Annotated in this window: 20 protein-coding genes and 1 pseudogene; 16 read left to right on the forward strand and 5 right to left on the reverse strand. The window is 48.8% G+C overall.

Annotation, left to right across the window (positions count from 1 at the left end; translation table 11 throughout):
- Nucleotides 1–26: 26 nt before the first annotated feature.
- Nucleotides 27–980, reverse strand: coding sequence for a ketopantoate reductase family protein (locus tag AC1W8Y_RS02830; protein WP_482012954.1), 954 nt, complete (start codon nt 978–980; stop codon nt 27–29).
- Nucleotides 981–1,066: 86 nt separating this feature from the next.
- Here AC1W8Y_RS02830 and AC1W8Y_RS02835 point away from each other — a divergent pair, with 86 nt between their 5' ends.
- The 15 genes and pseudogenes from AC1W8Y_RS02835 (at nt 1,067) to AC1W8Y_RS02905 (ending at nt 14,257) form a co-directional block, all read left to right on the forward strand.
- On the forward strand, nt 1,067–1,894 hold the full coding sequence (locus tag AC1W8Y_RS02835) for a class II aldolase/adducin family protein (RefSeq protein WP_482012955.1): 828 nt from the start codon (nt 1,067–1,069) through the stop codon (nt 1,892–1,894).
- 5 nt (nt 1,895–1,899) lie between these two features.
- Entirely contained in the window at nt 1,900–2,841 is a 942-nt protein-coding gene (gene trhO / locus AC1W8Y_RS02840) for an oxygen-dependent tRNA uridine(34) hydroxylase TrhO (protein WP_482012956.1), read from the forward strand.
- Nucleotides 2,842–2,844: 3 nt separating this feature from the next.
- Nucleotides 2,845–3,726 carry an LOG family protein gene (locus tag AC1W8Y_RS02845; RefSeq protein ID WP_482012957.1) on the forward strand — a complete coding sequence of 294 codons (882 nt, stop codon included), beginning with the start codon at nt 2,845–2,847 and terminating at the stop codon, nt 3,724–3,726.
- Nucleotides 3,727–3,858: 132 nt separating this feature from the next.
- Nucleotides 3,859–5,232: a hypothetical protein gene (locus AC1W8Y_RS02850; protein ID WP_482012958.1), complete on the forward strand. Its 1,374-nt coding sequence runs from the start codon at nt 3,859–3,861 to the stop codon at nt 5,230–5,232.
- Between the two features lie 311 nt (nt 5,233–5,543).
- On the forward strand, nt 5,544–5,852 hold the full coding sequence (locus AC1W8Y_RS02855; RefSeq protein ID WP_482012959.1) for a hypothetical protein: 309 nt from the start codon (nt 5,544–5,546) through the stop codon (nt 5,850–5,852).
- 84 nt (nt 5,853–5,936) lie between these two features.
- Entirely contained in the window at nt 5,937–6,242 is a 306-nt protein-coding gene (locus tag AC1W8Y_RS02860; RefSeq protein WP_482012960.1) for a hypothetical protein, read from the forward strand.
- Between the two features lie 223 nt (nt 6,243–6,465).
- Nucleotides 6,466–6,699, forward strand: coding sequence for a hypothetical protein (locus AC1W8Y_RS02865; RefSeq protein ID WP_482013119.1), 234 nt, complete (start codon nt 6,466–6,468; stop codon nt 6,697–6,699).
- A gap of 10 nt (nt 6,700–6,709) precedes the next feature.
- On the forward strand, nt 6,710–8,035 hold the full coding sequence (locus AC1W8Y_RS02870) for a hypothetical protein (RefSeq protein WP_482012961.1): 1,326 nt from the start codon (nt 6,710–6,712) through the stop codon (nt 8,033–8,035).
- Nucleotides 8,013–8,669: a hypothetical protein gene (locus AC1W8Y_RS02875; RefSeq protein WP_482012962.1), complete on the forward strand. Its 657-nt coding sequence runs from the start codon at nt 8,013–8,015 to the stop codon at nt 8,667–8,669. Before AC1W8Y_RS02870 ends, AC1W8Y_RS02875 begins: the two co-directional genes overlap by 23 nt.
- Nucleotides 8,670–8,688: 19 nt before the next feature.
- Nucleotides 8,689–9,519 carry a Flp pilus assembly protein CpaB gene (cpaB, locus tag AC1W8Y_RS02880; RefSeq protein WP_482012963.1) on the forward strand — a complete coding sequence of 277 codons (831 nt, stop codon included), beginning with the start codon at nt 8,689–8,691 and terminating at the stop codon, nt 9,517–9,519.
- Entirely contained in the window at nt 9,512–10,885 is a 1,374-nt protein-coding gene (locus AC1W8Y_RS02885) for a type II and III secretion system protein family protein (RefSeq protein WP_482012964.1), read from the forward strand. Before cpaB ends, AC1W8Y_RS02885 begins: the two co-directional genes overlap by 8 nt.
- A pseudogene (locus AC1W8Y_RS02890) lies at nt 10,886–11,131 on the forward strand (FHA domain-containing protein); the annotation flags it as partial. It lies immediately after the preceding gene.
- Nucleotides 11,132–11,320: 189 nt separating this feature from the next.
- Complete coding sequence (locus AC1W8Y_RS02895; RefSeq protein ID WP_482013120.1) at nt 11,321–12,487, forward strand: TadA family conjugal transfer-associated ATPase; 1,167 nt, start codon at nt 11,321–11,323, stop codon at nt 12,485–12,487.
- Between the two features lie 30 nt (nt 12,488–12,517).
- Entirely contained in the window at nt 12,518–13,366 is an 849-nt protein-coding gene (locus tag AC1W8Y_RS02900; protein WP_482012965.1) for a type II secretion system F family protein, read from the forward strand.
- Between the two features lie 171 nt (nt 13,367–13,537).
- Complete coding sequence (locus AC1W8Y_RS02905) at nt 13,538–14,257, forward strand: type II secretion system F family protein (protein WP_482012966.1); 720 nt, start codon at nt 13,538–13,540, stop codon at nt 14,255–14,257.
- A 346-nt stretch (nt 14,258–14,603) separates the two neighbouring features.
- On the opposite strand, the gene AC1W8Y_RS02910 is transcribed toward AC1W8Y_RS02905, so the two are convergent.
- Nucleotides 14,604–15,371, reverse strand: a complete 768-nt coding sequence (locus tag AC1W8Y_RS02910; RefSeq protein ID WP_482012967.1) for a BPSS1780 family membrane protein — start codon at nt 15,369–15,371, stop codon at nt 14,604–14,606.
- An 8-nt stretch (nt 15,372–15,379) separates the two neighbouring features.
- The gene (locus tag AC1W8Y_RS02915; RefSeq protein WP_482012968.1) at nt 15,380–16,348 is read right to left on the reverse strand and encodes a homoserine kinase; all 969 of its coding nucleotides are present in this window, start codon (nt 16,346–16,348) and stop codon (nt 15,380–15,382) included.
- A 203-nt stretch (nt 16,349–16,551) separates the two neighbouring features.
- Here AC1W8Y_RS02915 and dusA point away from each other — a divergent pair, with 203 nt between their 5' ends.
- The gene (gene dusA / locus AC1W8Y_RS02920) at nt 16,552–17,499 is read left to right on the forward strand and encodes a tRNA dihydrouridine(20/20a) synthase DusA (RefSeq protein ID WP_482012969.1); all 948 of its coding nucleotides are present in this window, start codon (nt 16,552–16,554) and stop codon (nt 17,497–17,499) included.
- Here dusA and AC1W8Y_RS02925 read toward each other — a convergent pair.
- The gene (locus AC1W8Y_RS02925) at nt 17,475–17,945 is read right to left on the reverse strand and encodes a CBS domain-containing protein (protein WP_482012970.1); all 471 of its coding nucleotides are present in this window, start codon (nt 17,943–17,945) and stop codon (nt 17,475–17,477) included. The genes dusA and AC1W8Y_RS02925 overlap by 25 nt on opposite strands.
- Nucleotides 17,929–19,236, reverse strand: coding sequence for a YihY family inner membrane protein (locus AC1W8Y_RS02930; RefSeq protein ID WP_482012971.1), 1,308 nt, complete (start codon nt 19,234–19,236; stop codon nt 17,929–17,931). The genes AC1W8Y_RS02925 and AC1W8Y_RS02930 overlap by 17 nt, the downstream gene beginning before the upstream one ends.
- Nucleotides 19,237–19,297: the final 61 nt, after the last annotated feature.

Genomic DNA, 19,297 nt, shown 5'->3' on the forward strand with positions numbered 1-19,297 from the left:
TGAAACGTCACTTGCGCGGGGTACATTCAGACAGTTGACGCTTCAAACACCTTCATCAGTGTATAAAGCATGCTTAGTTTGGGTGCTTCAACCCCCAGTCGTTCTGCTGCTCTGACCGTATTCCCCAGAATTGCCTCAGTCTCCATCTCACGATGGTGCAGTGCATCTAATGCCATACTGGTTTGGTAGGATTGAGCCGCTTTGGTTGCTGCAATGTACTCGTCAATAATTCCAGTGGGCAATAAATGGCCCGCAGCCTGTGCGATGTTAAAGACTTCGAGCATCATTGCCCTGATCAGGGATTCGCCGCCCATTGTGTTCAATATCGTATGAGTTCTGCTCGATCCAGTGATGGCCGAAGCCGGATTAAAAGGGGCGTTCCAGAGGCACTTCGCCCAGCGCGCGGCAACGACGTCTTCTGTGAGCTTTCCGGGGATGCCACCGCGAGCAAGCAACTCCCCAAACTGAGCGCATCCCGAACCAACGCCGCTCGGATAGGTGCCGATCGTGAGTTCACCATATGAAAAATGCTCAACGACGGCCGGCCCAATTCGGCTGACTTGCACAAAAGCCAGCGCGCTAACGATTTCGTTATCTGGAAATGCAGCCTGAACGGGTGCTTCGATTTCAATACCATTTTGAATCAGCACAATCCTCGTGTTGTTGCCCACCACTGGGCGCATTAATTCAATCTGGTTAGCACTGGGCAATACTTTCATACAAACCAAGAGGATATCTGGCGCAGCATCTGACCAATCTGAAGTATGACCGAGGACGCAATGAGGTTTGAAATAATCGAGTCCCAATGAGATGCTCTTGATCTGATAGCCTGCGCGGCGAATCAGATCAGCCTCAGATCTGGCAATAACCGAGACCTGCAAGCCCGCGCGCGACAGAACATGACCATATAACGCCCCGATGGCGCCAGCACCCAAAACGAGCGCAGTGTGCGCTGGCTCGAGCGGTTTTGAACTCAACATGCCATTCTCCTTTGACGCTTCGTTCGGCATAAGCGGATTGTTTTAATATATGTCAATAATATCTAACTCGAATCGGGCGAATGTTTATGAATGCTCCTGAAAAGATCAATGGCTTACAAGCGTCGCAGCAGCGGGTCGGTACGGGTAATGCGCCGCAGTTACCCCAGCCACCGGTTTTTAAATCGGTCGAGCAAGAGCGGCTGCATAGAAAGCAACGTCTGGCGGGCGTATTTCGACTTTTTTCCCGATTTGGATTCGATGAAGGTGTCGCCGGGCATGTCACGGCACGTGACCCAGAGTTTCCCGATACGTTTTGGGTCAACCCCTATGGCATGCACTTCAGTCAAATCAACGTCTCGAGTCTCATCAGAGTCGATCACCACGGGGATGTGATCGAAGGCGATCATCCAGTGAATGCTGCGGCGTTCGCCATACATTCGGCGATTCATGCAGCTAGACCTGACGTCATTGCTGCTGCCCACACGCATTCGATCTATGGCCGAGCCTTCGCCGCGCTTGATCAACCCCTGGCCATGATTAATCAGGATGTCTGTGCTTTCTATCAAGATCACGCACTGTATACCGATTACGGTGGGGTAGTGATTGATGCTGATGAAGGTGCACGGTTGACCAAAGCGTTGGGTCAAATGAAAGCTGCCATTCTCTCTAATCACGGCTTATTGACGGTCGCTGACTCGGTGGATGCTGCCGCATGGTGGTACATCGCCATGGAGCGGTGCTGTCAAGTGCAGTTACTTGCTCAGGCCGCAGCTGGTGGTAAGCCGCTCAAGTTGGTGTCCACGGCCTCAGCTGAGCAAGTTTATTCTTTGGTGGGTAATTCATTCGCTGGCTGGTTTCAGTTTCAGCCGCTTTGGGATCGAATCGTCAAAGAACAACCCGATTTTCTTAACTAGTACCGATGCAAACTGGACGATATTTAACCGCAGCTTTCTACAAGTTTGTTGAACTCACTGACTACGTTGAGCGTAAAGATCCCTTATTGAGCCTTTGTCATGAACTGGGTGTTCGTGGCTTGATTTTGCTGGCACAAGAGGGTATTAATAGTACGATCGCTGGCGATCCGCTTGCCGTTCGACAGCTCTTAAATTATTTAAAATCCGATCCACTTCTAGCAGATCTTCAGCACAAAGAATCATGGGCGAATGAGCCACCGTTCAGACGGATGAAAGTAAAGCTCAAAAAAGAGATTGTCACCCTGGGTGTCGCTGGGATCAGCCCCACGAAAAGAGCCGGCCAGTACGTAAAGCCCCAAGATTGGAATGCCTTAATCAGCGACCCCGATGTGCTTGTCATTGATACACGCAATGACTATGAGGTTGAACTGGGTACATTCAAAGGGGCAATTAACCCGAACGTTGAAACCTTCTCGGCGCTACCAGCATGGCTGGACAATAACCCTCTGCTTAACGAGGCCAGTCGAACCTCCACCAAGATTGCCATGTTTTGTACCGGTGGCATTCGGTGTGAAAAATCGACTGCCTGGATGCTTGAGAACGGTTTTCAAGAGGTCTATCACCTCGAAGGCGGTATCCTAAAATATCTTGAAGAAATCCCAGAGGAACAAAGCCTCTGGGCAGGCGCCTGTTTTGTATTTGATGAACGAGTATCCGTTGAACATGGACTCAGTGTAGGGCCACACCAACTTTGCCGTTGCTGTCGCCAACCTATCTCAGAGGCGGCAATGGCCTCGTCAAAATTTGAGCTAGGTGTCAGTTGCCCACGCTGTTTTGACAAAACAACAGACCAACACAAGCAAAGTGCTCGCGAGCGGCAACGCCAGTGTGAACTGGCTGAGGGCAGGCAGCAAGTTCATGTGGGTAAACAGTTAGAGGATATTTGATTCATGTCACCCAAACTATTGACTGATAACGCATTGTCGATTGCAGATTTTTTACAGCAAGCAGCGCCGCTCTCCAATGAAACGACGAGCAGTGCTTACCAGTTCGCATTTTTAGATCAAGACTTTTTAACTGACCCAGAAACAAGGGGTATCCGTTTTCAGTTAGAGCTATTAAAGCCCGACGTTGTAATGAAAAAGCTGGGTGTTGAGCACACGATTACCGTATTTGGTTCAGCTCGATGCGTAAGCAATGAGGTTGCCACGCGAGCGATGGCTGCCGCGGTTACGCCGCAAGCGATCCGTCAATGCAAGATTGATCTGGCGCATAGCGTGAATTATGAGTCAGCCCGTGCCTTCGGTCGCTTGGTCGCCACCTACAACCTGCAGCAGGCGCAGGACAGTCAAAAATTGCGCATTTGCACGGGCGGAGGCCCCGGAATTATGGAAGCCGCCAATCGAGGGGCTCATGAACTGGGTGATTTAACCGTTGCTTTAAATATTTCTTTACCCAAAGAGCAGGGGCACAATCCCTACGTCACGCCAGCGTTATGTTTTAGATTTCACTACTTTGCGCTCAGAAAGATGCATTTTTTGTTGCGTGCCAGAGCGATTGTGGCTTTTGCTGGTGGCTTTGGTACGATGGATGAGCTTTTTGAGGTGCTGACGCTGATTCAAACCCGTAAAGTGAATGCGTTTCCTGTGGTACTCGTTAACAAAGCGTTTTGGACTTCAGTCATCAATTTCGACTATTTTGTTGATAACGGATTAATTGACCGGGCGGATGTCGATTTGTTTCATATCGTTGATACCGCAGATGAGGCATGGCAAATCATTTACGACTGGTACGACCTCGGTCATAAAGCCATCGAGAAGCGCAAAGGTTAATTACAGACAACTGCAAATATTGATCACTGTCTCACCTGTACGGCATTGCTTGGCGTAGGGCACCGAGTAGTGCGATAATTCCGGCTTTACGATTGTCCTCCAACTACACTAATCAGGGCTTTTTATCCTTCCATGGCACAGACTCTCGATTTATTGAAAATTGCTCAAGAAGAGCAAAATGGTGACCTATTCAAGACTTTGGATGGGATATACAAACGCTCGGCAATTAAGCCGACTGATTGCCCCGATGCGATCATCTGGGAGGGTGGCAGCACCGCTGGCGACGTTAAACCCGTTGCGCATGCTTTCACCGACATGTTTGCTCTGAATGGCACTTTGATGGCGCTTGATGTATTGGGTTTACCATTTCTCGGCGTGCCGATGATGGCTCAGTTTCGTCACGACACCCACCTCGTTTCGTTAGATTGGTTTGGCAAGCTCGATTACATTGCGCTGAAGTGGTCCACTGCGGGCGATTTCTTGGTGAACGAAAACGGCAAGAAGGTTGTCGTCGCAGGCAAGTCTGCGAATGCCCCTCTGCGTACTGCCGCCGGCGTTTATTGCAATGTGCGTCCCTACGGTGGCGTCACCAGCATCCGTTTCATGCCCGGTTTGCCTTATTCGCAAGACAAAAAGAAATTCAAAATTGACCCTGAGACCGGTAATATCCACTCAGAAATGAACACCCCCGGCATTCGGATGGCCTATGCTGCCCGTTTGTTCCTGCAAATGGTTCACGAGACCGGCCACATTGGCCGCGTTGCGACAAAACCAACACAAGCTCAAGAAGACGCTGTTAACGCGGGCATCATGCGCTGGCTCTTACAAGGCACGAAATTTGAGCTCAAACGTAAATATGCGGTTGACGCGTACGAAGAGCATCGCGCGAACGTCGACGCGATCGTCGCCTTGTTGCCTAAAGACTTTAAAGCCGGCATGGAAAACTGGGGTGGAGAGATATACGAGCATATCTCTGACACGAACTTTGGTCTGTTGTTGCACGACATGATCCGTCAACGTCCTTGTATCGTTTACGCGACCGACTTAGACGGCGATCGTTTAACTGATTTGATGGCTGATGCGGCTGATGTCTTGCGCGATTGGGGTCAGATTGTTCTAGACGAAGTCGGCGCTGGCGTTGATATGAAGAAACTCTGGACAGACATGGGTTTCACGATGACCAACGGCAAAGACATGACCAGCATCATGTACCGTGTCCACGGTGCACCGATTTATGAGCAAACACTTGGGTCTGCAGACACCATGTTGCTGCGTTTGCTTGCAGGCGATGAAACGGAAGGCGGTACTAAGTCGCCTTACGATCCACGTATTCATTTTGTTTTAATTAACGAGGCCTACAAAGCTGCCAACCCTGGTAACACCAAGCTGGCACAATGGTTGGATGATCAACTCGCCACGTTTGATAAGGTCTACGCGGGTAAGCGTCCTCGCTATCTTGATGGCTACAAAGCACTCAAAGCGGCCATTACGCCTTGGGGGGCCTAAGTTTTTGTTGATGTCGAATTAGGTGAGAACGTCGTTGATCACTGAGTTCAGTGCTTAATAAAAAAACCTCAGCAAGTCTGAGGTTTTTTTACGCCCGCCATTTTTTATGCCCTTAAGATAGGCGTTGCTCATTGAGTTTGTAGGCTGTGCCGGATTAGCTTCATCGGTCAGATTCATCGGTCAGATTCATCGATCAAATTCAAGCACACGATTCAATCAGTGTCGCCCGCATACCAAACAGTCGATGAAAACTCAAGATATATTGACAATGGTCGTTAAAGGGGTATAGGGTACACATATTGAGGTGCATCATGAATATCGGATCAGTGTCATCCTTTTATTTGCCGAGTTCTCTTCAAGCCTTCGATCCAACAAAGGCTCAGTTGAAGTCGACCCTCGGCGCCTGTATTGCATGTGCTTCGGCCAAGACTTCCTCTGGTCAGCAAACCATCAATAACTTAGAAAATCAACTAAATGCGCCAAGCCCATCGGCGCCTGGTGATCTAAACAATATTTATATTTACAGCAACAAAGTGACTGACCCTCAATCGACAGCAGCTGCGCAGACAGCGCAATCTGCCTTATATCCGTTGGGTAATTTAATTAACGTATACGCCTGATTTAACGAAGGTTTGTTCTTTAGCTTTAGAAGTTCAACGTTGTGCCGTTACATAGTAAAGAGGTATTTTTTTAAGGAGAGTATCGTGAATATCGGCCCCGTATCATATGCTCCACCAATACCTGGCGACACTGTAGATTCGCCAATTCCAGGCACGAAGACGTCGGTTGATACCTACTTGGCCACGCCATCGACGAAAACCACGTTAGGTCAACAACCCCCGCTTGCCGCTGAGAACAAGCAACACTCTCTAACCACGGGCGTTGTCGACGTACACACTAACACGATCGTGTACACCACTGATCCACATAGCGCACAGGCAATCGAAGTCACGACAAACGAAGCGGCCAAGACACCTACCGTCGGCAGCATCGTAGACACCTTCGCTTAAATAGTGCTACGTGGTTTAAAGTTTTAAGCTGATCGCTATCAGCCTTAAGGGACTGTCGCTGTTTTCAGCGTACAACTGCGAATTGTTCCAGTATCAGTGTCACGACATAATTTGATCCTGAATAATTATTTAGGATTTCTTTATGGCAAATGTTGACAACGACGCAACTTGCACCAATCTGCAACACAGCTTGCCACAGGCTTTATCACAGCGAGGCCAAGGCATGACCGAATACATTATCATCGTCGCCCTCATTTCAATCGCTGCGATTGCCGCGTACCAATATTTTGGTCAGGTCGTGCGCTCTCAAACTGCGGCGATGGCCAAAGAGCTGGCGGGTGAAGATGGGACCGCACAATCTAGAACTGCCAAATCGGCCGCTGATGGCGCAGCTAAACAAACCAACAAAAAAACACTCAATACATTCACCGGAAACGGCACAACCTCAGCTCGCTAGTTGACTCACGTTGACCAGTCGGCCGCAATTTGCGCAGAAGGCTTCGGGGCAAGCGTTGGTGCTTAGCCTTGTTTTTCTCGCGTTAATTTCTGTCATGTACGTTACCAGCTACTTATTGGGGCGGTTGATCATTGCCAAATTGCATTTGACACAATCCGCAGATGCTGCGGCCTATTCTGGGGCCGTTGTTCAAGCTCGTGCATTCAATGCACACGCTTATCTGAATCGTGCTCAACTCGCTCATCAGATCGCCACTGCGCACTGGGTCACCCTAGGCGCCTCCGTCAACTTTGCAAGCACACAGGCGCAGCGTTCAATAATGCGTAACCCGCCTGCGTGGTTAATCGGAACAATGTTCGGCTTTGAACATGCAAACTCCTATTTGAGTGCACAAAAGTTGATGTCTCTTCAGACAGCTTGGCCGATCATTGCACAGCAGCATGAACATCATGACCGACTGGTCAATCAAATCATCTCAAATCAACGGCAATCGCTCATTGATAGGCTTGGACAAACGCGCCAGGAAGTCATTAAAGAGGTGTTAAAGAAAAGCGTTCAGTCGAACGAATCCAATACCCAAGACGGATCTCTCGACGAATTTCGCATCATTGATGAAGTTTGGGATGACGAGATACGAGACGCTGTGGCGACGAGTGAGACCGTAGATGACACGTGGCGAAGTTTATTAGGCGGTGCCGTGTCAAAGTTTGGATATTTAGGTAGTCGAAACAAAACGCAGAGAAATTGGCTCTTACCGAATCTTAAGTGCCCAATGCTTCGCCCAAAACTTCGACGCCGTGGAACAACAATCTTTGATGAAAACGGTCAATGGCAAGCGAGAGATACGCTTTCTTATCACGCAATCAAGTTTAACAAGCTGATTGGTTGTTATGAGAGAGAGTACCCCATGGGGTGGGGGTTCGTTCAAAACTTCAAAGGCCTGGCTAAACCTTCTACCACAGCAGTAGCACCTTCCAATTTTTCAAAACAACCGTTTTGGCGATGGTTTAAAGCGTTTGTCCAACTGGATGGAATCTCATGGTTTAGTTCAAAAAACTCACTGGCTGACGCATGGGCTGACCAGGCGACGAAGCAAATGAGAACGTCTGGTGTCGCAAAATTTGCTCGTCTCAATTCAACGAGTCAACGCTCATTCAGGTTTCGCTTAATCGTGAAACAACGAGGGCTGTCGATTTTTGGGATACCCGTCGAACTCGTCGCCCAAGCAAGCGCAGAAACCTATTTTGACCCACCTGACTTGACTCGACTAGATGCTGCAAAAGACACACCTCATTTGTTTCATGCGTTCTGGCATGCAAAATTATCACCTAATTGAGTCCGTCATTGACAAAAGCGATCAAGTAAAAAAAGTTGAATTGATTCTCAACCTGCAGACGGGACAAGCAACGGTCGAATCACTGCTTGGTATTGCGTCGCTGATCACGCTGTTCGTTTGTATTGGTCAATTAGGTGCTGTGCAATATGAAACGATGAAATTGCAGGCATTGAGTCATAAACAAGCATTTTTGGTGAGCCGAGCAAGTGTCTCTTCAGGGTCGCATCAGCAAAATGGCAATCATGAGCTCATGAATTTTGCTGTGATCGAACAACCAATAAGCCCTATTAACTCACTAGGCATAGGCAGCTTTGAGATAATCGCTGTAAAAGTTCAACAACGCACGTGGGCTGACCTCGTTTCTCTTAGAAAGATAGCTTACCTCGCTCGATCAGACAGCCATTGCTCTAGCGCGCAACACATGCATCATCGAATTAAAGCTGACCCAATCCTGTGGGGTAGGGCATCTGAAGCGTCACAAGTTAGCTTCCGCAAATTCGCTCATCAACTGGGTACGATCGATGACCCATGGCGACGCCACCGTCCTAGCGGTGAATGGTTAAGTGACTGGGAAGACGTAACGCCTGCGTCTGCGACTGCTTTTAAATCTGAGTTGACTCATGTCAACAGATAGTGTGAGGCGCCCAAAGGGCTTGTTGTTTTTAGCGTTGTCACTGGGATTAATGGCAGCGGTGTCAACGCATTTGTATATATCCAATGCGGAACAGAATATTCAAGACAAATTTACGCTCACTTATTTGCCAAAAATTGTAAGCGCTCGTGATTTAAAAGAAGGTAGCCAACTGACTCTTGATGATCTTGTGGTGCGCGAATACCCTACCAAGTGGATGGTAGAGGATAGTTTGGCGGTTGAGGACCTTGATGAAATCGTCGGCGGCTTTCTGAAGCTCGATGTGTCGGCTGGACAACTGCTGCTAAGAAATCATATTTCTCGAACTGACACGCAGCCTATAAACACAAAGTTGATGCCAGGGATGCGTGCAGTGTCGATTCCCGTGAGCCCAAGAGATGTGTCAGCGGATTTAATCTCGCCAGATGACAAGGTCGATCTTTTCGTCACCTTCGATTATGTTGGCCGCCGGACAACGACCTTACTGTTAAGCGCTGTCTCGGTGCTGATATCACCCTCAATGACCGCATCAACGAGCAAGCCTGCTGCCAGCGTTCGTCCTTCTCAAGAGATGCTGACAGTAGCAGTCAACAAGGAAGACGCGAAAAAATTAATTGCTGCCAAGCAGGACGGCATTATCTCGGCTGTTGTCCGATCAAAAATCCAAGGCACTAGCCTTGATGAAGATGACAAATATCATCCTCAGGATTTAGCTTCGATGCTTGGTTTAGAGTCGTCACCCGTCAAGACGAATCTACCGCAGATTATTTATGGTGATCGGCTTGAATCTGAGCGTCAATCAAATCGTGAAGCAATCAGCGGGGCTGGATTCGAGGATGTCTCGGATGAATAATCTTCGACGCAATGCGATGAAACTGCGACATATTCGTGATCGTGCATTATTTTTTTTACTCATCTGGGTTGCTCTGTACCCCAGCCAAGCACCGGCGTTGTCGAGAACGTTGATTGCAATGGAAGTTGGTGGATCCAAGTTTATTTCAACTGGACCAATTACTCGTATTGCTGTTGGAGATAGCCAGATTGCACAGGTTTCCGCAACCGGTTCAGAAGGCATTTTAATCTTCGGAAAAACTCGAGGTGACACTCACGTAGATATTTGGGCAAAAAACGGCACTCATTGTAGTTTCAAAGTCACCGTAAGTCCTCGAGGGTTTGAAGCAACCTATATCGCCGTTAAGCAGCTTCTGAATGGCATAGCGGGACTCGATGTATCGAAGGCAGGTGACAAAATTGTGTTGACTGGTAGCAATGTTAGCGACCACGACAAGCGCCGAATTGCGCAAATGACGGCGCTCTATCCCGATGTTCTTGACTTGACCAGCGCTATGGGCTGGGACCGCATGATACTACTGGATGTCTTAGTGCTTGAGCTTCCGTCTGCACGTTTGCAAGAGTTAGGGCTCAAATGGAATGTGAGTAGCGACAGTGGTTTCAATTCAGCTTTAGGCTGGGAGATGAGAGGCCAAAAAATAGAGACAGCTCCTGCGATACAAGCAGCGTCAGTGCGAAGCGCAGGGCCAATGATGGCGGTCAACGCCTTGGTTTCCGCGCGCATCGATGCATTGTCAAAAAATGGTGAGGCCGCTATTTTGGCCCAACCACAATTGCTGACTAGAAGTGGCTCTCCAGCGAATTTCCTGGCCGGAGGGGAGGTTCCTTACACGAGCACAGATAAGGATGGACGTGTGAATACGCTTTTCAAAAAATATGGTGTGAGTTTGAGCATTACCCCCCAGGCAAACGGTCTTGAAACGGTTAGATCAAACATTGAAATAGAAGTTAGCTCTGTTGACCCGACAATCAGCTCGCCGAATGGTCCTGCGATGCGCGTTCGGCGTGCGTCGACGGAGTTCAATGTGAAGTCTGGCCAGACGTTAATTCTAGGTGGGTTCATTTCTCGCGAAAAATCACACGAATGGGAAGGTATTCCTGGAGCGTCGGAGATACCGATACTGCGCAGCCTGTTCGGCACTGAGCGAACGCATGAACGTCAGATCGAACTTGCCATTTTAGTGACGCCACACATCGTCGATCCTTCGCTAGTTGGAAGTGACGCACGTATCGTCAACGTACAGGATGTCATTGATGAACGCTTCAGACAGTCCCCGAGTCTCGACGGACTGACACTGAATCGACCTGTCGTGACAACTGAATCGCTGCAGACTCATCAGCACTCAACCGATCAGTGGGAGGACTAAATGATTGAACTGTCTATTCGCTATCAGGATGACCGATTTGATAAACGTCTTGTCGACGTGCCATGCTTAATTGGCCGCGGGATGGATTGCAATGTGCGCATTAACCACTGGAAAATCGCAAAGCGGCATGTCCGAGTTGAGCGGACAGGTGATGTGTTATTTGCTCATGATTTAGGTACTCTATTAGGCACTTTTGTGAATGACAAGCGTATTGCAACTCATGGGCCATTACTGCCTTCAGACCGACTAGTCATTGGCCCTTGCCTCATCCAATTTGAATCAATAGCTCACATTCCAGTTACCCAAGCAACGACTGAAGATCAGGCTGTTTTGACAACACAAAGCTCGAGAGATGACAGTACGGCGCAGAGCCAATCATGTACGGCGTCACCAACGATAATCAGTTCAAAAATACCTGGCGATATTTTTGATGAAATGCATACCTCATTAATGAAAGCGTTTGATCTCAGGAAATTAGACGTCACCGCCATGGCAGGCGATACGCTTAAAGCGCAAGCATCCCGCTATTTATTTGACAATTTTGCAAGAGATGAAAGATTTAACACACCGTCAATATTGAGCGCTTGGATTCAGCAGGTAGTCGATGAGTCCTTGGGATTAGGGTTGATTTCAGAACTACTTGCGGACCCGACCGTGTCAGAGATTATGGTCAATCGCTTCGATGATGTTTATGTGGAACGCGACGGAGTGATCATGCCTGATGCGAACGCTTTTAGTAGTGAAGCTGCTCTGAGAGTCATTCTCGATCGTATTGTTTCTCCGTTGGGACGTCGCTTGGACGAGTCGTCTCCAATGGTTGACGCACGGCTTGCTGATGGTTCTCGGTTAAACGCAGTGCTGTCTCCTATTTCCACTAGAGGGATCTCCCTCACCGTGAGGAAGTTCGGGGTAAAAAATCGTACCATTCCATCGTTAACCAAAACGGGGTTTATTGGTCAGGCTACCGCTGATTACCTAGAAAGAATTGTCAAAGCCAGACTCAACGTGATGGTCTCAGGGGGCACCGGCTCAGGCAAAACAACCTTGTTAAATATCCTTGCAAACGCGATACCAAGAGAGCAGCGAGTGATCACCATCGAAGATTCGGCTGAGCTTCATCTTAGTCACCCGCATGTCGTTAGCTTAGAGGCAAGACCCGCAAATACAGAAGGCTTCGGTGCGATCACCATTCGTGATTTAGTCAAAAACGCGCTAAGAATGAGGCCTGATCGACTCATCGTTGGTGAGGTGAGGGGGGCCGAAGCGCTCGATATGGTCATGGCACTGAATACCGGGCACGATGGGTCTTTTACCACGCTGCATTCGAACAATGATAGGGATGCACTGAAACGACTAGAGTCTCTTATCTTGCTGGCTGCCCCCAACTTGCCGTTAGCTGCCATCAAAGAATTGATCGTATCGGCGTTTCAGGTCATCGTGCAAATAAAGCGCAATAACGCTGGGGTGAGAAGAGTGGTTAGCATCGCTGAGATCGTCGGCACTGAGTCCGGCACCTATTTGTTGCAACCCTATGTGAATTGGGACGATCAAGCGAAACAATTTCATTACTCGAATCTTCCCTCCATTTTTTTAAACCCCTAATAGTCGTGAAGGCTGATGAGGTTCAGCGCTGTGCTTCAATTGTTATCTTTTTTACTGCTTGTGCTATCGGTTGTCTGCTTAGTACTCGCAATCGAACGGCAAATCACGCGCAATGTTAGTCAATACGTCGCTACTGTCAATCAACAAACCGGGCAAGGACTTGCTCAATTATTTCTATTTATCGACGCTCGCCAAATTTGGCCCGTTTTATTAGGATTATCCAGTGTCTGTGCATTACTGACTTACGCTTTAACCAGTAACGCTGTGATCACCTTCATGGCATGCTGCGGTACGTTCTTAATTCCTAAGGCCGTGATTAGACGGGCTATTAGACGGCGTTATGAAAAATTCAATCTGCAACTGCCCAAAGCTTTGCTGTCGTTAAGCGCGATGCTTAAGGCTGGATTGAATCTAACGCTTGCTTTAAATCGCTTAGAGGGGGTCAGTCCATCCCCCTTGAGTGAAGAAGTGGGTGTCTTAAACCGTCAATTGAGATTGGGTGTGTCATTTGATCAGGGCTTTGAGAGCCTACATCAACGGATTCCACTAGAAAGTGTCATGATCACGACCAGTTTGTTCAGTGTGTCCGTTAAGACGGGTGGGTCTTTAGCTAATTTGCTGGGCTCGCACGCAAAGTCATTGCAACATCGTCAACATCAAATTGCAAAGACTGACGCATTAACGACACAGGCAAGACTGCAAGCGTGGGTGATGGGGTTCATGCCGGTGGTTCTGTTTCTAGCAATCCAATTGGTAAGTCCAGAATTAGCCCAGTGCTTTTACGATACACAAACTGGGCAATGGGTCATTGGATTGATCGTCATACTGGATTTATCAGGGATATGGATGATTCATCGCATTTTGCGGGTGAACGCCTAAGTGACGCAGTGGTTCGTGGTTTTGATTGTCGGTGCATCTGTGTGTGCCGTGGTTTACCTTTCGTTTCAGATGGTTTTCACAAAAGAGCAGACATTTGCAACTACCCAATCGACGACAGTTTGCAAACGAGATTCATTGTTGAGGGCAGTCTCCCGTCGCCTTAAACCCGCAATGACGTGGCGCCAACGTAGCTATTTCAGTCGAAAATTGAGGCGCGCAGGTCTACACGATTGGTTGCCTGAAGATCTGTTTGCGGCACAGCTTGCTCTATTCATCGGCCTGACGGCGCTCATTTTGACCGCATTACAGTTGATGGATGTGAGCACTGCCGCATTCAATCCTTTTAAAAGGTTAGTTGTCTACGCATTTTCGCTGCTGGCAAGTGGTTTGCTATCATTTTCAGCCATTATGATCTGGGTCGATAGCAAGAACAAAGCGCTGAGTGCTCATATCAATCGTGCCCTGCCGTCGTTTATGGACTTGATTTCGATCTCATTGAGCGCCGGCCTGAATCTGGCGACCGCCTTTCAATTTGCGACACGAGCACTGACAGATCATCAATTCAAGCCATGGTGCATGGCGGTGTTGATTGGCGTTGAATCAGGACGATCGTTAAGCCAAGTATTACAAGATCTCGCGAGTGATCTCGATTCAGAAGGGCTGGATTACTTTGTATCTTGCATTGTCCAATCCGAAAATATGGGGACGGGCCTGGCCCATCAGATCAGTGACCACGCGAATCAGATGCGAGAGGATCGGTATTTAAAAGCAGAAAAGCTGTCGATGCAGGCCCCGGTCAAAATGCTCTTTCCGCTTGCGGTCTTTATATTTCCTTGTAATTTTTTAGTGTTGGGATTCCCTATTGTGCTGAAAATTTTGCAGAGTAATTAACAAAAAAGCAGGCACCTATTGACGTCATGTGATTTGAAGGAAATCATCGAGTGCAACACGTGGTGCGCGCGGCTAAAAGGCCTCGTCGGTCGTCCACCGTTGTTGGTCTCTCAGGCCTTATGGCTTAGGCCGTGCAGCGGCATCCATACCTTCACCATCGATTACCCCATTGCGGTCTTTTTTTTAAACAACAAATATTGCGTCACCAAAGTTTATCCAAAGGTGGTGCCACTCAGGCTTTGCTGGTGCTGGGGTGCGCACTCAGTCGTTGAAACGACAGCGATCTGCTGGGCTGATGTTCCCGCATATCAAAAAAAGTTAGAACGCTTAGTTCGTGAGCAGATGGCTAACTCGATTTAGACTCAAAAACAGAGACGTAGTTCGGATAAAAGCTGCAATACAACACACTGGCAACCAAAATTTTCACAGGAATTTGCAGCTTGATGGAAAGCTCGTCAGGGATGCCGACTAAACTGAAGACACTCATGGCAGTGTCAATGGCGAAAAAGATGCCAATCCATACAAAACCGTAAACCAGCATGCTCAGCTTATTGCGCCAACAGGCCACTAGACTAAAAAATAATGCTTGAATCATGGGGACACCATGCCAACCAACAAGCATGGGTGCATACCAGAACAACATGGTCACCAGCATATATAAAACTGCGAAGATCGAGAGTGGCAGTTGAGCCGAAGTAATTAATGGTTCGAAATCACCGGCCGTGCTGGCCGTCTGCAGCGCATCAGCCAATTCGGCCCCAAACGGAATAAACGACACGAGCCCGCTCATCATGCATAACGCCAGATATAAAGCACCTAGGCTGATGAGTCGTTTCAACACCTTTGGCGGCTCAAACGCTTGAAACCACATCAGTGGCAATATTCTTCTGTTGGCAGCTGCTTGACGACAACCTGACATGATCATGAATGTCGTGGCCGGCATAAGCACGACGAAGATGATCGGACCCACCGGTGGCGTCTGTATTGCGAGTACCAGAATTAAGCTGATAAACAGCGCAACTGAAAAAAAGGCGAGCGGTTGGCGCTTAAAAAGCACCCATCCATCTTTTACCCAATTCAAGCCTGCGATGGCGGGTAAGGCTGCTGCTTGCATTGAACGTCCTAGGGAAGTGTCACGATGGCGTCGTTTGTTCGAGCCAATAGTACTCGCTCAAAGTGGGTCGGATCATGTGGTTTAAGCATCTCTGCCGCTCGAGGAATATAAAAGTCGTATAGCCGAGAGAGCCAAAAACGCAAAGCAGCGGCTCTCAGCATCATTGGCCACGCGCGACGCTCATCGTTGGTGAACTCTCTCACTTTGGCATAGGCTTCAAGCCATGCTGAAGCCAGGGCAGGGATCAACTGGCCGGTGGATCGTTCAATGCACCAGTCGTTGACACAAACAGCAACATCAAATAGCCACTTATCGCACCCTGCAAAATAGAAATCAATAAAGCCTCCAAGTACAGGCTCACCGGGCGTGCCCGCAAACAAGACGTTGTCGCGAAATAAATCGCAATGAGATGGGCCTTCGGGCAAATGTGCCCAAGCTGGTGTTGCAGCCATTGCTTGTTGTTCAGCTAGGCTGCTACTCAACAGATAGCTTTGCTCTGCCGTTAAAAAAGGCTGCACACGAGGTGCTGTTGATGTCCACCAGCTCAACCCTCTAAGGTTTTCTTGTTTAATTGAAAAATCACTTGCAGCGAGGTGCATACGGGCTAGCGTGTCCGCGCTCTGCGCACAATGTTCTGCGGTCGGATCAACGGTATAGCTACCGGGTAACTTTGTCACGATCGAGGCTGGCTTCTTGTGCAACGTTGATATCCGCGATCCATCTTTACGAGTTTGCGGTTCAGGCACTGCAATGCCGCGCTTTGCTAAATGGTGCATCAGCTCAATGTAAAAAGGCAGCTGTTCAAACGTGAGCACCTCGAACGTCGTGAGAACAAATTCTCCTGCGGTCGTGGTCAAAAAGTGATTGGTGTTTTCGATGCCAGCGGCAATGCCCTGCAAGGAAACAAGCTCGCCCAGTTCGTAATGAGTGAGTAAATCTTGGGCGTCTTGATCTGAAATTGGGGTGAAAACGGCCATGTTCGGCGTTGCGGATGCGATAGTGTCAACACCGAGATTCTAACAACATTGAAGTGTTGTCTGATGTTTCATGTCAAACCGTTAAAATACGGGCACTGTCTCTACTATTTCCTTTTATGCCACAGCAGCACACTTGCGCCCAGACGACTTCACATCAAAAACAGTCACTTGACAAAGAAGGGTGGCGTTTGTGTGTTGCCCCCATGATCGACGTCACTGACAGGCACTGTCGATACTTTCATCGACTGCTTTCACCTCAAGCTCGACTCTACACTGAGATGATTACGACCGGTGCGTTGCGTCACGGCGATATTCCGAGGCATTTGGATTTTTCTTGTGAAGAGCATCCCATTGCCTTGCAACTTGGGGGCAGTGATCCTGCAGAGTTAGCAGTGGCGGCCCGCTTGGGCGAGCAGTGGGGGTACGACGAGATTAACCTCAACTGCGGTTGCCCTTCAGAGCGAGTACAAAAAGGTTCTTTTGGTGCGTGTTTGATGGCTGAGCCGCAACTTGTTGCGGATTGCATTAAAGCCATGCAGGATGCGCAGTGTCAACCGGTTACCGTTAAGCACCGTTTAGGCCTCGACCGTGATGAGAGTTATGGATTTGTTCGGGATTTCGTGGGCACGCTGTATGAAAATGGTTGTCGCGTATTTATTGTTCACGCGCGTAATGCGGTGTTGAAAGGCCTGTCTCCAAGAGACAATCGTGAAGTGCCCCCACTGCGCTACCACGACGCCGCTCAGCTGAAAAAAGATTTTCCAGAGGCAACGGTGGTTCTCAATGGTGGCCTCACCACCTTTGAGCAATGTGAAGACGTTAAACCGGATTTTGATGGTGTCATGTTGGGTCGCGCTGCATGGCAAACCCCAGAGGTTTTGGCTGAGATAAGCGTTAATTGGTGGCAAACAAGCCGACTGAGTGAGGGTGAGCTGATCGCAAAATTAGTCACTTATGCGGACGAGCAGATGAGCCTTGATGTCCCACTTCGCGTATTAGTGCGACCATTGCTAGGTTTATTCGCGGGTCGACATGGCTCTCGCTACTGGCGGCGGATGTTGTCTGATAATAAGCTTTTGAATGCTTCGTCTGCCCAAGTCATTGAGCAGGCGTGGCGACATGTGCATCAAACTTGTGAGGTGTTTTCCTGATCTGACGACTCATTGGGCCAATCTTTGATATAGGCCTTCAGCATAGAGTTTTCAAATTTTTGCGCGGCGACCAGTGCTTGCGCCATGTCGTAAAACGAGATGACACCCATTAAGACTGGGCCATCCATGACAGGGATATAGCGTGCGTGGTTGTTCAACATTAAACGCTGCAACTCGTCAGCACTGGTGCTCGGGGATACGCTAACCGGTGCATCATCCATAATACTGCGTATCCGCGTTTGACCAATATCGCCCTTGTTGTTGTACAGATGGCTAATGATCTCGCGAAAAGTCAGCATGCCCGCAAGTTCACCATGATCCATGATAACGAGAGACCCGATATCGTGTTCGCTCATGGTTTGCACCGCTTGCGCTACGGTTGCGTCAGGGCTCGCCGTGTAAAGGGTATCTCCTTTGACACGAAGGATTTCACTGACTTTTAGCATGCTGGTTCTCCTCGACCATTGACGAATATCCAGATTGTAGTGGGTCGTCGCTCTGATTGTCATGCCGCAACTGCACATCCGCGAGGGTTGGCTCATTGGCACCGGCCAGCATCTGAGCCAGGGCTGTCCGCAATTGAGGGGACTGATCCAGATCATTTCTGCGTCGATCGATGACCAATCGATCAAAAACCGGGCCGATGGGGGTTACTTTAGGGTCACAAACTAAAAACCACCGTTCGCCTGAAGCCTGTTGCTGGTGGGTGACGTAATTCAGCGTTTCGAGAAGTTGCAAAATTTCATCCAGCCTTTCACTATCAACACGAGTCGTGCGCAATAGCGAGCGAATGGTCGCTCCCGCAGGTTGCTGCTGTTGGCAGTGCTGCAGTGCGTCAAGAATCTGCAGCGAATCGATGAAAACTGAGCCGGTCACGGTCTGCGATTGGTATTTTTTTGACAGGATGACCGGCAGGTTGGCCGCGACGGTAGCCCCGATCAATACACCGAGCCATGACGTGTAAAGCCAAATTAAAAAAACCGGTAGCGTAGAGAAGGCACCGTAAATAATTTTATAAGTCGGAAACTGTTTGATGTAGTAGGCAAGCCCCAACTTGACGGCCTCTAAAATCACCGTGGTGATCACCCCTCCGATGATGGCGTTACTCAAGCTCACGTGTCGGTGAGGAACAATCATGAACAAAAGCGTGAAGCCTACGCAAGTCAGTGCGAAAGGCAACAGCGAAAGGCTCATGCCAAAGAGGTTAGGTATTTCGCCAAAGAGACCAATCGATTTTTGCGCTATGTAAGCGGAAAGCCAGAGGCTTGCGCCGACGATAATCGGGCCCAGTGAGATGACACCCCAGTAAACAATGACTCGCTGTGTGAATGATCTTGCTCGGTTCACATGCCAGATTTGGTTTAGCACCGAATCAACTGACATCACTAACAGTACCGAGGTTAGGATCAAAAATGAGCTACCAATAGCCGTGAGTCTGGACGCTTGGGTGGCGAACTCATTTAAATGCTGCATGATGGTCTCAGAAATGTCGTCTGGCAGCAGGTTTTGAATTAGAAAAGTTTGCAGCGCATCGCTGAATTCTTGAAACAGGGGAAAGGATGTAAAAAGTGACAGAACAACGGCCAGCAGAGGCACCAGGGCCATGACGGTCGACAGTGTCAAGCTCGAGGCACTTTCAAGAATACGGTCTTGTTGCGCACGCCGATACAGAAAGCCTAAGATCTCATACATGGCATGCGTGACTAATCGAGACGTCTGGGCTTTCGGGCGCGTCATAAAGGTTGATATCTTTCAAGCTCGCCTCGCGGTGATTGCCAAGCGATAATAGCGTATCGAT

It is taken from the genome of Jezberella sp., from assembly GCF_964834465.1.

What these genes read in the sequence shown, in the direction of transcription:
- AC1W8Y_RS02830 (WP_482012954.1), bottom strand. Translation starts at nt 980, where the DNA reads ATGTTGAGTTCAAAACCGCTCGAGCCAGCGCACACTGCGCTCGTTTTG.
- AC1W8Y_RS02835 (WP_482012955.1), top strand. Translation starts at nt 1,067, where the DNA reads ATGAATGCTCCTGAAAAGATCAATGGCTTACAAGCGTCGCAGCAGCGG.
- trhO (WP_482012956.1), top strand. Translation starts at nt 1,900, where the DNA reads ATGCAAACTGGACGATATTTAACCGCAGCTTTCTACAAGTTTGTTGAA.
- AC1W8Y_RS02845 (WP_482012957.1), top strand. Translation starts at nt 2,845, where the DNA reads ATGTCACCCAAACTATTGACTGATAACGCATTGTCGATTGCAGATTTT.
- AC1W8Y_RS02850 (WP_482012958.1), top strand. Translation starts at nt 3,859, where the DNA reads ATGGCACAGACTCTCGATTTATTGAAAATTGCTCAAGAAGAGCAAAAT.
- AC1W8Y_RS02855 (WP_482012959.1), top strand. Translation starts at nt 5,544, where the DNA reads ATGAATATCGGATCAGTGTCATCCTTTTATTTGCCGAGTTCTCTTCAA.
- AC1W8Y_RS02865 (WP_482013119.1), top strand. Translation starts at nt 6,466, where the DNA reads ATGACCGAATACATTATCATCGTCGCCCTCATTTCAATCGCTGCGATT.
- AC1W8Y_RS02875 (WP_482012962.1), top strand. Translation starts at nt 8,013, where the DNA reads ATGCAAAATTATCACCTAATTGAGTCCGTCATTGACAAAAGCGATCAA.
- AC1W8Y_RS02885 (WP_482012964.1), top strand. Translation starts at nt 9,512, where the DNA reads ATGAATAATCTTCGACGCAATGCGATGAAACTGCGACATATTCGTGAT.
- AC1W8Y_RS02895 (WP_482013120.1), top strand. Translation starts at nt 11,321, where the DNA reads ATGCATACCTCATTAATGAAAGCGTTTGATCTCAGGAAATTAGACGTC.
- AC1W8Y_RS02905 (WP_482012966.1), top strand. Translation starts at nt 13,538, where the DNA reads ATGACGTGGCGCCAACGTAGCTATTTCAGTCGAAAATTGAGGCGCGCA.
- AC1W8Y_RS02910 (WP_482012967.1), bottom strand. Translation starts at nt 15,371, where the DNA reads ATGCAAGCAGCAGCCTTACCCGCCATCGCAGGCTTGAATTGGGTAAAA.
- AC1W8Y_RS02915 (WP_482012968.1), bottom strand. Translation starts at nt 16,348, where the DNA reads ATGGCCGTTTTCACCCCAATTTCAGATCAAGACGCCCAAGATTTACTC.
- dusA (WP_482012969.1), top strand. Translation starts at nt 16,552, where the DNA reads ATGATCGACGTCACTGACAGGCACTGTCGATACTTTCATCGACTGCTT.
- AC1W8Y_RS02925 (WP_482012970.1), bottom strand. Translation starts at nt 17,945, where the DNA reads ATGCTAAAAGTCAGTGAAATCCTTCGTGTCAAAGGAGATACCCTTTAC.
- AC1W8Y_RS02930 (WP_482012971.1), bottom strand. Translation starts at nt 19,236, where the DNA reads ATGACGCGCCCGAAAGCCCAGACGTCTCGATTAGTCACGCATGCCATG.